The following is a 14,034-nucleotide window of genomic DNA, read 5'->3' on the forward strand; positions in this document are numbered from 1 at the left end:
TGAAGGGACACCGGAGCCAATGAGGATGAACGACTTGACCAAGAATCTGTTGCTGTGGGTAGTCGTCGCCGTCGTGCTGATGGTGGTGTTCCAGAGCTTTTCGCCACGGTTGGCCGGCGGCGCCGGCAGCGACACCGTGACCTATACCCAGTTCCTGAAGGAAGTGGACGGCGGCCGGGTGAAGTCGGTCGACTTCACCGACGACACCGGGCTGTCGGTGACCGCGATCCGCTTCAAGCGCAGCGACGGCAGCGAGAGCACGGTCTACGGGCCGCGCGACGACAAGCTGGTCGACGTGCTGTACAGCAAGAACGTGGAGATGACCCGGCAGAAGCCGGCCAACGGCCCGAGCTTCTGGTCGCTGGTGCTGAACTTCCTGCCGGTCATCCTGATCATCGGCTTCTGGTTGTTCATCATGCGCCAGATGCAGGGCGGCGGCGGCGGCGCCAAGGGCGCGATGTCGTTCGGCAAGTCGCGCGCCAAGCTGCAGGGCGAGGACCAGATCAAGATCACCTTCGCCGACGTCGCCGGTTGCGACGAGGCCAAGGAAGAGGTCGGCGAACTGGTCGACTTCCTGCGCGATCCGACCAAGTTCACCAAGCTCGGCGGCAAGATCCCGCGCGGCGTGCTGATGGTCGGCCCGCCCGGCACCGGCAAGACGCTGCTGGCCAAGGCCATCGCCGGCGAGGCCAAGGTGCCGTTCTTCAGCATTTCCGGCTCGGATTTCGTCGAGATGTTCGTCGGCGTCGGCGCCAGCCGCGTGCGCGACATGTTCGAGCAGGCCAAGAAGCACGCGCCGTGCATCATCTTCATCGACGAAATCGATGCGGTCGGCCGTCACCGCGGCGCCGGCCTGGGCGGCGGTCACGACGAGCGCGAGCAGACCCTGAACCAGTTGCTGGTGGAAATGGATGGGTTCGAGGGCGGCGAAGGCGTGATCGTGATCGCCGCGACCAACCGTCCGGACGTGCTGGATCCGGCGCTGCTGCGCCCGGGCCGTTTCGACCGCCAGGTGGTGGTCGGCCTGCCGGACGTGCGCGGCCGCGAGCAGATCCTGAAGGTGCACATGCGCAAGCTGCCGCTGGCCGACGACGTCGAGCCGATGGTGATCGCGCGCGGCACTCCGGGTTTCTCCGGCGCCGACCTGGCCAACCTGTGCAACGAGGCGGCGCTGTTCGCCGCGCGTGAGACGGTCAAGGAAGTCCGCATGGACCACTTCGACCGCGCCCGCGACAAGATCCTGATGGGCGCCGAGCGCCGCTCGATGGCGATGAGCGAGGAAGAGAAGACGCTGACCGCCTACCACGAGGCCGGCCACGCGATCGTCGGCCGCCTGGTGCCGGAGCACGATCCGGTCTACAAGGTTACGATCATTCCGCGCGGGCGTGCGCTGGGCGTGACCATGTACCTGCCGGAAGGCGACAAGTACTCGATCAACCGCGTCGCGATCCAGTCGCAGCTGTGCTCGCTGTACGGCGGCCGCGTCGCCGAAGAGCTTATCTTCGGCACCGACAAGGTCACCACCGGCGCCTCCAACGACATCGAGCGCGCGACCAAGATGGCGCGCAACATGGTCACCAAGTGGGGCCTGTCCGACGAGCTGGGGCCGATCGCCTACGGCGAGGAAGACGACGAGGTGTTCCTGGGGCGTTCGGTCACCCAGCACAAGAGCGTGTCCGACGACACCGCGCGGCGCATCGACGAAGTGGTGCGTTCGATCCTCGACAAGGCCTATGCGAAAACCACGCAGATCCTGACCGAGAATCTGGACAAGCTGCATGTGATGGCCAACCTGCTGCTGGAGTACGAAACCATCGACGTGCCGCAGATCGACGCAATCATGGAAGGCCGCGATCCGCCGCCGCCGGTGGGCTGGAGCAAGTCCGGCAAGGACGGCGGCAACGACAAGGGCAATTCGCGGCCGCTGCCGCCGATCGCCGGACCGGCCGAGCAGCTGTAAGCGCCGCTCGGGCTGATCAGAAAGCCAGGGAGCGATCCCTGGCTTTTTGTTGTCTGCTTTTTTGCATCTCCGGCGGTACAGGGCAGGCAGCCGGCGTGGGATGGCATCGCTCCGGCCGATCTTTTGGCGCATCCCCGCCGCCGGTCGTCGTAGGCGCTGCGACTGGGCGACAATGGCGTTCCGTTATCACTGTCCGCCTATGCCATCGCTCGCTAGTCCTTCGCTGCCGCCGCTTGCCAACGCTGTCGTCGCCACGACGCTCCGTGCTGCTGCGCCGGTGGCAAGCAAGGACACGCACAGCATCCCCGTGCATCGCGGCAACCACCAGGAGCACTGCTGATGTTCGACACTTCGCCGAGCCTGGATTGCGGCGGACGCCGCCTGCTGCTGGATCGCCCGCGGGTGATGGGCATCGTCAACGTCACCCCCGACTCGTTCTCCGACGGCGGCGCGCATGCGACGGTGGAGGCCGCCGTCGCGCACGGGCTGCGCCTGGCGGAGGAGGGCGCCGACCTGCTCGACATCGGCGGCGAATCGACCCGCCCCGGCGCCACCCCGGTGCCGGTGGAAGAGGAATTGCGGCGGGTCATCCCGGTGATCGAGCGGCTGGCGGCGCAGACCGCGTTGCCGTTGAGCGTGGACACCTTCAAGCCGGAAGTGATGCGCGCGGCGGTCGCCGCCGGTGCCGGCATGATCAACGACGTCCAGGCCCTGCGCCGGCCCGGCGCGCTGGACGCGGCGGCGCAGCTGCAGGTGCCGGTGGTGCTGATGCACATGCCCGCGGACGCCTACGCCGCGGGCAGCGCGCCGCACTACGACGACGTGGTCGGCGAGGTGCACCGGTTCCTGGCCGAGCGCATCTTCGCCGCGGAAATGGCCGGCATCGACAAACGCCGCTTGCTGGTCGATCCGGGCTTCGGCTTCGGCAAGGGCACCGCCGACAACCTGCAACTGCTGGCGCAGCTGTCGCGCCTGGTCGAACTCGGCGTGCCGGTCATGGCCGGGTTGTCGCGCAAGCGCAGCATCGGCGAGCTGACCGGACGCACCGCGCCGGAGCAACGCGTGGCCGGGTCGGTGGCGGCGCACCTGCTGGCGGCGCAGCGCGGCGCGCTGCTGCTGCGCGTGCACGACGTCGCCGCCACGGTGGACGCGTTGAAGGTCTGGCAGGCGCTGGCGGCGGTGCCGCTGCCGCGCGCCGGCGCCGCGCCCGCCGCGATCCGCTGGCCGGACGAGGACTGATGGCGGCCGACCGGCGCCCGCGCGCGATCGCGCTGATGGGCCCCACCGCGTCCGGCAAGACCGCCGCGGCGATCGCCCTGGCCGAGCGCTACGGCGGCGAGATTGTCAGCGTCGATTCGGCGCTGGTGTACCGCGGCTTGAGCATCGGCGCGGCCAAGCCCGATGCGCAGCAGTTGGCGCGGGTGCCGCACCATCTGCTGGACCTGCGCGATCCATGGCAACCGTATTCGGCCGCCGAGTTCGCGGTCGACGCGCGCGCCGCACTGGACGCGATCGTCGCCCGCGGCCGCCTGCCGATCCTGGCCGGCGGCACCGGGCTGTATTTCCAGGCGCTGCTGGAAGGCCTGGCGCCGATGCCGCCTGCCGATCCGCAACTGCGCGCGGCGCTGGCCGCACGCGGACAGGCCGAAGGCTGGGCGGCGCTGCATGCGCAGCTGCGGCAGGTCGATCCGCTGGCCGCGCAGCGGATCCGGCCCGGCGATGCCCAGCGCATCCAGCGTGCGCTGGAGGTATTCCAACTCAGCGGCCGCCCGATCAGCGAATGGCAGGCGCAGCCGGGGCCGCCGCGGCTGCCGTTGCGGGTGCTGAAGCTGGTGCTGGCGCCGACTGAGCGCGCGCTGCTGCACCGGCGCATCGAATTGCGCTTCGACGCGATGCTGGCGCAGGGCTTCCTCGACGAGGTACGCGCGCTGCGCGCGTTGCCGGCGATGCGCCAGGCGGCGCAGCCGCTGGAGCTGCCGGCGGTGCGCGCGGTCGGCTATCGCCAGGCCTGGGAACACCTGGACGGCGCCAGCGACGCGGCGACGTTTCGCGAGCGCGCGATCTTCGCCACCCGCCAGCTGGCCAAGCGGCAGCTGACCTGGCTGCGCGGGGAGCTGGACGCGCGCTGGTTCGACCCCGAACGCGACGGCGCGCCTCTAGATGGGGCGGTGGCGGACTTTCTTGGCTGATTGGCTACGCGCCGCGCTGTGCTTGTGCCCGCGGTTGTGTAACATCGGCGGTCCGGGCCACGGCAGGGGAGCTGCAGTGCCGACCCGGGCACATAAAAACTATAAACGGGAGTGAAGCATGTCCAAGGGGCAATCCTTGCAGGATCCTTTCCTGAACGCGCTGCGTCGCGAACGGGTGCCGGTTTCGGTGTACCTGGTCAACGGCATCAAGCTGCAGGGTACCATCGAGTCCTTCGACCAGTTCGTGGTGCTGTTGCGCAATACCGTGAGCCAGATGGTCTACAAACACGCCATTTCCACCGTGGTGCCCGCGCGCAACGTGCGCGTCGGACCGGGCGGTGGCTATGTGCAGCAGAACGAGGGTGGCAGTGCGGAAGATGACGAAGCCGAGTAGCACGCAGTTGAAGAACGGAACCGCGGGTGTTTGACCGTTCCCGCCGCGGCGAGCATGCATTGCTGATCCAGCCCTACGCGGGAGGGCCGTTGGAGGACGACGTGCTGGAGGAGTTCGCCGATCTGGCGCGCTCCGCCGGTGCCACGATCGCCGCCACGCTGACCGCGCGCATCGACAAGCCGAGCCCGTCGACGCTGATCGGCAGCGGCAAGCTGGAAGAGGTCAAGGCCGCGGCCGAGGCCACCGGCGCCGACCTGATCCTGGTCAATCACGCACTGAGCCCGGGCCAGGAGCGCAATCTGGAGAAATACCTGGAGCGGCGGGTGATCGACCGCACCGGGTTGATCCTGGACATCTTCGCGCAGCGCGCGCGCAGCCACGAGGGCAAGCTGCAGGTCGAGCTGGCGCAGCTGCGGCACATGGCCACGCGGCTGATACGCGGCTGGACCCACCTGGAGCGCCAGCGCGGCGGTTCGATCGGCCTGCGCGGCCCCGGCGAAACCCAGCTGGAAACCGACCGCCGCCTGCTGCAGAAGCGGGTCGAGCAGCTGCAGAAGCGGCTGGAAAAGGTCGAGGTGCAGCACACTCAGATGCGCCGTGCGCGGGTGCGCAGCGAACTGCCGCGGATCGCGGTGGTCGGCTATACCAACGCCGGCAAGTCGACCCTGTTCAATGCGATGACCGGCGCCGAGGCCTACGCCGCGGACCAACTGTTCGCGACGCTGGACCCGACCGTGCGCCGCATCGCGCTGCCCGGCGGCAATGCGATGCTGGCCGACACCGTCGGCTTCGTGCGCAATCTGCCGCACGAGCTGGTCGCCGCGTTCCGTTCGACCCTGTCCGAGGCGCGCGAGGCCGACTTCCTGCTGCACGTGGTCGATGCGGCCGACCCGCTGCGCGAGGAGCGCATCGCCCAGGTCGACGAGGTGCTGCACGCGGTCGGCGCCGGCGATCTGCCGCAGCTGCTGGTGTTCAACAAGATCGACCGCATCGAAGGCGCCGACGTGCGCCACGACGCGCAGGACGGCGTACCCGACGCCGCGCGCCGCGAGCGCGTCTGGATCTCGGCGCGAGACGGACGCGGCTTGGACTTGCTGCAGAGCGTGCTCGGCCAGCGCCTGGGCCTGCAGCACGTGCAGGGCAGCCTGCGCCTGCCGTCCAGCGCCGGTCGCCTGCGCTCGCAACTGCACCAGCTGCAGGTGATCCGCAGCGAGCAGGCCGACGAGGACGGTTGGCTGCTGCAGGTGGACATCCCGATCACCGAGGCCGAGCGCCTGGCCGCCAGCGCCGACGGCGCGCCGATCCGCGCGCTGCTGCCGCCGCGCGAGGAAGAGGAGTGGCAACAGCGTTAGTCGCCACGTGCGGATGACGTTGTCGCCAACTCGCCGAGGTGCATCTTCGGCTCGGTCGTTTACAGCTTGCGCAAGTTCTGTAGGAGCGGCTTCAGCCGCGACAGGCCGTACCGGTAGCGCCGGTCGCGGCTGAAGCCGCTCCTGCAGTGGCGTTCTCTCAATCGGAACGTCGCTGTTTTTCTTCGCTGCGCCGCGAAGACAACGCTGGCGCAGCCATGCCAGCGAGGTTGTATCTGACCCACAAGCGGCAGACACTCGACCTGCGCACCACCGCTGAAGCCCCGCATGGCCTCGTACCGCGCAGGCGCGACAGCCGTAGCGAATTGGGCTACAAAGCGCATTGGTTTCCCGAGCAGCGCCATGAACGTCCCCACCGATTCGCAACTCCTGCAGCTCGCCACTGCGCTCAGCGACCAGCTGCGCACCACGCGCGAGCGCCTGGTCACCGCCGAGAGCTGCAGCGGCGGCTGGATCGCCAAGGCGATGACCGATATCTCCGGCTCCTCGGACTGGTTCGACTGCGGCATGGTCGCCTACAGCTACGAAGCCAAGCAGGCGTTGCTCGGCGTGCGTCCGCAGACCCTGGAACACCATGGTGCGGTCAGCCGCGAGACGGTGATCGAGATGGTGTCCGGCGCGCTGGTCAATTCCGGCGCCAGCATCGCGGTGGCGGTGACCGGCATCGCCGGTCCCGGCGGCGGCTCCGCCGACAAACCGGTCGGCACCGTGTGGGTGGGCTGGAAGCGGCGCGGCGGCTACGCCAGCGCGCAGCTGTTCCATTTCGACGGCGATCGCGACGCGGTGCGCCGGCAGACCGTCGCCGCGGCGCTGCGCGGACTCGGCGCGCTGCTGTGAGCGCCGGCGGCTAGATGGCGACCGCGATGTGGGAAGCGCTGAGCACGGTCCGCGACCTGGGGCGATTGCAGGAAATCGCCTCGGTGCTGATCCGCTACGGATTCGGCGACGTGGTCCGCCGCATCGGCATGGCCGACGTGCTGGAGCGTGCCGGGCGCCTGCTGCACTGGCACAACGCCGAGGAGATGCTGCGCATGTCGGCGCCGCAGCGGGTGCGGCGCGCGCTGCAGGATCTCGGCCCGACCTTCGTCAAGCTCGGTCAGGTGCTGGCCACGCGCGTGGACCTGCTGCCGCCGGAGTGGATCGACGAACTCGGCGAATTGCAGAACGCGGCGCCCGCGCTGCCCTACGAACAGATCCTGCCGCAGCTGATCGAAGCGTTGGGCGAAGCGCCGTCGGCGATCTTCGCCCAGGTCGAGGAAGCGCCGCTGGCCGCCGCCTCGCTGGCGCAGACCCACCGCGCCTGGCTGCACGACGGCACGCCGGTGGTGATGAAGGTGCGCCGTCCCGGCATCCGCGACGTGATCGAGGCCGACCTGCGGCTGCTGGCGCGGCTGGCGGAGATCGTCGAGGCGCGTGCGGCCGACCTCAAGCGCTACCACCCGGCGGAGGTGGTGCACCAGTTCACCCTGTCGCTGCGGCGCGAGCTGGACTTCGCCGGCGAATGCCGCAACGCCGAGCGCATCGCCGCCAATTTCCAGGGTCACGACGAGATCGTGATCCCGCGCGTGCACTGGCAGTGGACCTGCGAAACCCTCAACGTGCAGGACTTCGTCGCCGGGATCGGCGGGCGCGATCTGGCCGGGGTCGACGCCGCCGGGCTGGACCGGCGCCGGCTGGCGCGCGTCGGTGCCAACATCGTGCTGAAGATGGTGCTCGAGGACGGCTGCTTCCACGCCGATCCGCACCCCGGCAACATCTTCTACCTGCCGGGCGAGCGCATCGCGGTGATCGATTTCGGCATGGTCGGGCGCATCTCCGAGCAGCGCCGCTACCAGGTCGTGCAACTGCTGCACGGGCTGGTCACGCAGGAATCCGAGTCGGTCGCCGACGTGCTGCTGGAATGGACCGACGGCGACGTCGAGATCGACGAGGCGCGGCTGCAGCTGGAGATCGCCGGGTTCGTCGACCAGTACCGCGGCGTGCCGCTGAAGGAACTGCGGATCGGCGCGATGCTCGGCGACGTCACCGCGATCCTGCGCCAGCACGCGCTGGCGCTGCCGGCCGACCTGGCGTTGATGATCAAGACCTTCCTGACCCTGGAAGGGGTAGGGCGCCAGCTCGATCCGGACTTCGACATGGCCAGCGCCGCGGCGCCGTACCTGGAACGGGTGATGCTGCAGCGCTTCGCCCCGCGCGCGATGGCCAAGCGCGGCCGCCGCACCGTGCTCGGCGCGCTGGAACTGCTCGGCGACCTGCCGCGCGATACCCGCCGCCTGCTGCAGGCGGCGCGGCGCGGGCGGCTGCAGCTCAACGTCGAAACCACCTCGCTGAAGGGTTTCGGCGACCAGGTCAACCGTGCCGCCAACCGGCTGACCATGGGCATCGTCACCGCGGCATTGATCATCGGTTCGTCGATCGTGATGAACAGCGTCGGCGGCGTCTCCAGCCGCTGGTTGCTGGCGATCGGCGTGGGCGGCTTCATCGGCGCGGCGCTGTCGGGCGTGTGGATCCTGATCTCGATCTGGCGCAGCGGCCGCTGAGCGGAGCGGGTTGCGCCGACGGGAGGGGCGGTGCGGTGCGCAACCGCGATGATCTCCGTGGCTGATGCCTGGTTGGTCGCGAGCGGCCGTCGATCCAGGATTTGCCGGCCATTGTGGGGCGCGTGGCTGCGTTTTCGGTTGATCCACACAGCCTGATCGCCGATCCAAACCTGGCCGGCGACGCCCGCCGCCATTGAAGCGCGGCAGGTTCCACTCCTGCCGCTCGCCCGATCCGCCCCGTAGCCGGACGTCCTGGCAGGCCACGCAACAGTTGCCCATTTCCGTTTTTAGTAGTATTACTACTAACCATGGAACTGACCGAAACCCAGCAAGCGATCCTCGACCTGATCGCCGAGCGCATCGAACACGACGGCGCACCGCCGTCGCAGACCGAAATCGCCCGCGCCTTCGGCTTCAAGGGCGTCCGCGCCGCTCAATACCATCTGGAAGCCCTCGAGCAGGCCGGCGCGATCCGTCGCGTACCGGGCCAGGCACGCGGGATCCGGCTGGTGACCGGCGCGGCCGCACCGGCGCCGGCGCCGCAGGTCGACAGCGCCGACATCCTGCGCCTGCCGGTGCTGGGGCGGGTCGCGGCCGGTCTTCCGATCGGGGCGGACATCGGCTCGGACGACTTCGTGGTGCTGGACCGGGTGTTCTTCTCGCCGGCGCCGGACTACCTGCTGAAGGTGCAGGGCGATTCGATGCGCGACGAAGGCATCTTCGACGGCGACCTGATCGGCGTGCACCGCACCCGCGACGCCCGTTCCGGGCAGATCGTGGTGGCGCGGATCGACGAGGAGATCACGGTCAAGCTGCTGAAGATCGGCAAGGACCGCATCCGCCTGCTGCCGCGCAATCCGGACTACGCACCGATCGAGGTCCTGCCCGACCAGGACTTCGCGATCGAAGGACTGTATTGCGGGCTGCTGCGGCCCAACCGCTGAAATCCTTGCGCGAGCAAGGAATGCACTACACCGCCAGCAGGATTTTTCCGACCTGGTACATCGCCATTCGCCGCTGTCGTACACGGGCTCGGACGGATTATTTTTTCATCGCCGCACACCGTCTCAGCCTGTGCGATACCTGGCCGCTAAATTGAACCTACCCCGCAAATCACCCTCACCTCCGAAGGACACCAAAATGGACGAGAACAAGAAGCGCGCGCTCGCCGCTGCCCTGAGCCAGATCGAGAAGCAGTTCGGCAAGGGCTCGGTGATGCGGATGGGCGATCGCATCATCGAAGCCGTCGAGGTGATTCCGACCGGTTCGCTGATGCTGGACATCGCGCTGGGCATCGGCGGCCTGCCGAAGGGCCGTGTGGTCGAGATCTATGGCCCGGAATCCTCGGGCAAGACCACGCTGACCCTGCAGGCCATCGCCGAGTGCCAGAAGAAGGGCGGCACCGCCGCGTTCATCGATGCCGAGCACGCGCTGGACCCGATCTATGCCGGCAAGCTCGGCGTCAACGTCGACGAGCTGCTGCTGTCGCAGCCCGATACCGGCGAGCAGGCCCTGGAAATCGCCGACATGCTGGTGCGCTCGGGATCGGTCGACATCGTCGTGGTCGACTCGGTCGCCGCGCTGACCCCGAAGGCCGAGATCGAAGGCGAGATGGGCGACCAGCTGCCGGGCCTGCAGGCCCGCCTGATGAGCCAGGCACTGCGCAAGCTGACCGGCAACATCAAGCGCTCCAATACGCTGGTGGTGTTCATCAACCAGCTGCGCATGAAGATCGGCGTGATGATGCCGGGCCAGAGCCCTGAAGTGACCACTGGCGGCAACGCGTTGAAGTTCTACGCCTCGGTGCGCCTGGACATCCGCCGCATCGGCGCGATCAAGAAGGGCGACGAGATCATCGGCAACCAGACCAAGATCAAGGTGGTCAAGAACAAGCTGGCGCCGCCGTTCAAGCAGGTCATCACCGAGATCCTGTACGGCGAAGGCATCAGCCGCGAAGGCGAGCTGATCGACATGGGCGTGGAAGCCAAGCTGGTCGAGAAGGCCGGTGCCTGGTACAGCTACGGCAGCGAGCGCATCGGCCAGGGCAAGGACAATTCGCGCCAGTACCTGCGCGACAACCCGCAGGTGGCGGCGAAGCTGGAAAGCGAGCTGCGCGAGAAGTTCCAGCCTACGGAAATCGCGCCGAGCGCGGCCGAAGCCGAGGATGCCGACGCCGACGCCGAGGCGTGATGGTCTTCTGCCGGGGGAGCGGTGGAGTCAGTGCCGCTCGTCTCCCTCGGCAGTCTTGAGCAAGCCAGGAGGGCAGGTGCCAAGGACGGCACATTGATGATCGTGGCGGTGAGCCTGCATGGGTGACGACGAACAAGCACGGGAACCGCGCCGGCGCCGCCGGCAGCCGGAACAGACGCCGCTGCAGAAGGCCTTGGGCCTGCTGGTGCGTCGCGAGCATTCGCGCAAGGAATTGACCCGCAAATTGCGGGTGCGCGGCGTGGAGCCGGACGCCGCTGCTGCTGCGGTGGAGCGCCTGGCGGGCGAGGGCTGGCAGGATGATGGCCGCTTCGCCGAACTGCTGGTGCGCAGCCGCGCCAATACCGGCTACGGGCCTTTGCACATTCGCGCCGAACTGGGCACCCACGGCCTGGACAGCGAGGCCGTCGCCACGGCGATGGCGGCATTCGAGGGCGATTGGACCGAAAACGCCCGCGATCTGGTGCAGCGGCGCTTCGGCGCGGCCGGGCCGGTGGACCTGCAGCAGCGGCGCAAGGCCGCCGATCTGCTGGCGCGGCGCGGTTTCGATGGCGACAGCATCCGCGCGGCCACGCGCTACGAGCCTGAGGACTGAGCGGGCTGGGCCTGCTAACCTTGGCGGATTGTCTTGTCCGGTTTCCGCACGCCCTCATCTTGAGGGGGTACGCCCGGAAATCCGTCCGCTCGTCTATAGCCAGCCCATGAACGCACCCGCCAAATTCTCCACCTCCCAGATCCGCAGCGACTTCCTCGAGTTCTTCAACGGGAAGGGCCATACCATCGTTCCGTCCGCGCCGCTGGTGCCGGGCAACGATCCGACGCTGCTGTTCACCAATTCCGGCATGGTGCAGTTCAAGGACGTGTTCCTTGGCGCCGAGAAGCGCAGCTACGTGCGCGCGGCCGACGTGCAGCGCTGCCTGCGCGCCGGCGGCAAGCACAATGACCTGGATTCGGTCGGCTATACCGCGCGCCACCACACGTTCTTCGAAATGCTGGGCAACTGGTCGTTCGGCGACTACTTCAAGAAAGAAGCCATCGCCTGGGCCTGGGAGCTGTTGACCCAGGTCTGGAAGCTGCCGGCGGAACGCCTGCTGGTCACCGTCTACCACACCGACGAGCAGGCCTACGAGCTGTGGCGCGACATGATCGGGGTACCGCCGGAGCGGATCGTGCGCATCGGCGACAACAAGGGCGCGCCATACGCCTCGGACAACTTCTGGCAGATGGCCGACACCGGCCCCTGCGGCCCGTGCACCGAGATCTTCTACGACCACGGCGCGCACCTCGCCGGCGGCCCCCCGGGCTCGCCGGACGAGGACGGCGACCGCTTCATCGAGATCTGGAACCTGGTGTTCATGCAGTTCGACCGCCAGCCCGACGGCACCCTGGTGCCGTTGCCGGCGCCGTGCGTGGATACCGGCATGGGCCTGGAGCGCCTGGCCGCGATCCTGCAGCACGTGCACAGCAACTACGAGATCGACCTGTTCCAGGCGCTGATCCGCCATGCCTCCGAGCTGACCGGCATGGCCGACCTGGAGAACAAGTCGCTGCGCGTGATCGCCGACCATATCCGCGCCTGCTCGTTCCTGATCGTCGATGGCGTGCTGCCGTCCAACGAAGGCCGCGGCTACGTGCTGCGCCGGATCATCCGCCGCGCCCTGCGCCACGGCTGGATGCTCGGCGTGCGCCAGCCGTTCTTCCACAAGATGGCGGCCACTCTGTCCGAGCTGATGGGCGAGGCCTATCCGGAATTGCCGGCGGCGCTGTCCACCGTGCAGCGGGCGCTGCAGGCCGAGGAGGAGCGCTTTGCCGAGACCCTCGACGCCGGCATGAAGATCTTCGACGAGATCGCCGCCCGCGCCAATGGCAGCATCCCCGGTGCGGACGCGTTCCGCCTGTACGACACCTATGGCTTCCCGGTCGACCTCACCGCGGACATCGCGCGCGAGCGCGGCATGGACGTGGACATGGCCGGTTTCGACAGCGCCATGGAGCGCCAGCGCGAGACCGCGCGCGCGGCCGGCAAGTTCGGCGGCGGCACCTCGCTGCCGGCCGACCTGGTGGCGCAGCTGGCGCCCACCGGCTTCCTCGGCTACGACGCCTTGCAGGCCGACGCGCTGAAAGTGGTCGCGCTGTTGAAGGATGGGCGCCCGGTCGAGTCGATCGAGGCTGGCGATGCGGCGATCGTGCTGCTCGATCGCACCCCGTTCTACGCCGAATCCGGCGGCCAGGTCGGCGATCTGGGCCAGCTGAGCGCCGACGGCGTGTTGTTCCAGGTCGAGGAAACGCAGAAGTTCGCCGGCCAGTTCCACGGCCATGTCGGCCAGCTGCGCAGCGGGCGCCTTCAGATCGGCGCCACGTTGTCGGCGCAGGTCGACAGCGACCGTCGCGGCGCCACCATCCTCAACCATTCCGCCACCCACCTGCTGCATGCCGCGTTGCGCGAAGTGCTGGGAACCCATGTGCAGCAGAAGGGGTCGCTGGTCGCCCCGGACCGGCTGCGCTTCGACTTCTCGCACTTCCAGCCGATGAGCGCCGAAGAGCTGGCGGTGATCGAGCGCAAGGTCAACGCGCAGGTGCGCGCCAACCATGCGGTCGAAGTGCATCACATGGGCATGCAGGAAGCGCTGGACTTCGGCGCGATGGCGCTGTTCGGCGAGAAGTACGGCGAGCGCGTGCGCGTGCTGCGGATGGGCGACTACTCCACCGAGCTGTGCGGCGGCACCCACGTGGCGCGCACCGGCGACATCGGCCTGTTCAAGATCACCAGCGAAGGCGGCGTGTCCGCCGGCGTGCGCCGCATCGAGGCGGTGACCGGGCAGGGCGCCCTGGACCATGTCGCGGCGGAAGAAGCCAAGCTGCGCGAGGCGGCCGAGCTGGTCGGCGGCAGCGCCGGCGACGTGGTCGACAAGATTCGCCAGTTGGGCGACAAGCACAAGCGCCTGGAGCGCGAACTGGAGGCACTGAAGGCCAAGCTGGCCTCCGGCGCCACCGCCGATCTGGCCGCCGCGGCGGTCGAGGTGGCGGGGGTGAAGGTGCTTGCGGTGCGCCTGGAAGGCTTTGATGCCAAGGCATTGCGCGATGCGATGGACCGCCTGAAGCAACAGTTGGGCGACAGCGTGATCGTGCTGGCCGGGGCCAGCGAGGGCAAGGCCGCCCTGGTCGCCGGGGTGAACGGCAGCCCAATGGGCCGGGTCAAGGCCGGGGAACTGCTGAGCCATATCGCCGGTCAGATCTCGGGCAAGGGCGGCGGCCGCCCGGATCTCGCCCAGGGTGGTGGCGAGGACGGGCCCGCCCTTGCCCTTGCGCTCGAGGGCGTACCCGACTGGGTCAAGCAACATCTCCCCTGAACACGAAGCCGCACTGCCTTGCT

The 14,034-nt window shown here is 68.6% G+C and carries 11 protein-coding genes; all 11 read left to right on the forward strand.

Annotated features, from left to right (window positions below; all coding sequences use genetic code 11):
• Window positions 1-25: 25 nt before the first annotated feature.
• The 11 genes from ftsH (at window position 26) to alaS (ending at window position 14,011) form a co-directional block, all read left to right on the forward strand.
• Window positions 26-1,960: an ATP-dependent zinc metalloprotease FtsH gene (gene ftsH, locus VDQ83_RS05900; RefSeq protein ID WP_455434202.1), complete on the forward strand. Its 1,935-nt coding sequence runs from the start codon at window positions 26-28 to the stop codon at window positions 1,958-1,960.
• A gap of 339 nt (window positions 1,961-2,299) precedes the next feature.
• Complete coding sequence (gene folP, locus VDQ83_RS05905) at window positions 2,300-3,199, forward strand: dihydropteroate synthase (RefSeq protein WP_263398088.1); 900 nt, start codon at window positions 2,300-2,302, stop codon at window positions 3,197-3,199.
• Window positions 3,199-4,149 carry a tRNA (adenosine(37)-N6)-dimethylallyltransferase MiaA gene (gene miaA / locus VDQ83_RS05910; protein ID WP_455434203.1) on the forward strand — a complete coding sequence of 317 codons (951 nt, stop codon included), beginning with the start codon at window positions 3,199-3,201 and terminating at the stop codon, window positions 4,147-4,149. Before folP ends, miaA begins: the two co-directional genes overlap by 1 nt.
• Before the next feature lie 118 nt (window positions 4,150-4,267).
• Window positions 4,268-4,543, forward strand: coding sequence for an RNA chaperone Hfq (gene hfq / locus VDQ83_RS05915; protein ID WP_009604477.1), 276 nt, complete (start codon window positions 4,268-4,270; stop codon window positions 4,541-4,543).
• Between the two features lie 26 nt (window positions 4,544-4,569).
• On the forward strand, window positions 4,570-5,895 hold the full coding sequence (gene hflX, locus VDQ83_RS05920; RefSeq protein WP_309915192.1) for a ribosome rescue GTPase HflX: 1,326 nt from the start codon (window positions 4,570-4,572) through the stop codon (window positions 5,893-5,895).
• 360 nt (window positions 5,896-6,255) lie between these two features.
• Entirely contained in the window at window positions 6,256-6,750 is a 495-nt protein-coding gene (locus VDQ83_RS05925; RefSeq protein ID WP_263398091.1) for a CinA family protein, read from the forward strand.
• A 26-nt stretch (window positions 6,751-6,776) separates the two neighbouring features.
• A complete protein-coding gene (locus VDQ83_RS05930) occupies window positions 6,777-8,453 on the forward strand; it encodes an ABC1 kinase family protein (RefSeq protein WP_455434287.1) in 1,677 nt (558 codons plus the stop codon).
• 308 nt (window positions 8,454-8,761) lie between these two features.
• Window positions 8,762-9,397: a transcriptional repressor LexA gene (lexA, locus tag VDQ83_RS05935; RefSeq protein ID WP_263109585.1), complete on the forward strand. Its 636-nt coding sequence runs from the start codon at window positions 8,762-8,764 to the stop codon at window positions 9,395-9,397.
• A gap of 196 nt (window positions 9,398-9,593) precedes the next feature.
• Complete coding sequence (gene recA / locus VDQ83_RS05940; protein ID WP_145700280.1) at window positions 9,594-10,643, forward strand: recombinase RecA; 1,050 nt, start codon at window positions 9,594-9,596, stop codon at window positions 10,641-10,643.
• Between the two features lie 118 nt (window positions 10,644-10,761).
• The gene (gene recX, locus VDQ83_RS05945) at window positions 10,762-11,256 is read left to right on the forward strand and encodes a recombination regulator RecX (protein WP_455434204.1); all 495 of its coding nucleotides are present in this window, start codon (window positions 10,762-10,764) and stop codon (window positions 11,254-11,256) included.
• 106 nt (window positions 11,257-11,362) lie between these two features.
• The gene (gene alaS / locus VDQ83_RS05950) at window positions 11,363-14,011 is read left to right on the forward strand and encodes an alanine--tRNA ligase (protein ID WP_455434205.1); all 2,649 of its coding nucleotides are present in this window, start codon (window positions 11,363-11,365) and stop codon (window positions 14,009-14,011) included.
• The last annotated feature ends 23 nt before the right edge of the window (window positions 14,012-14,034 follow it).

The organism is Xanthomonas sp. WHRI 7945, from assembly GCF_035026585.1.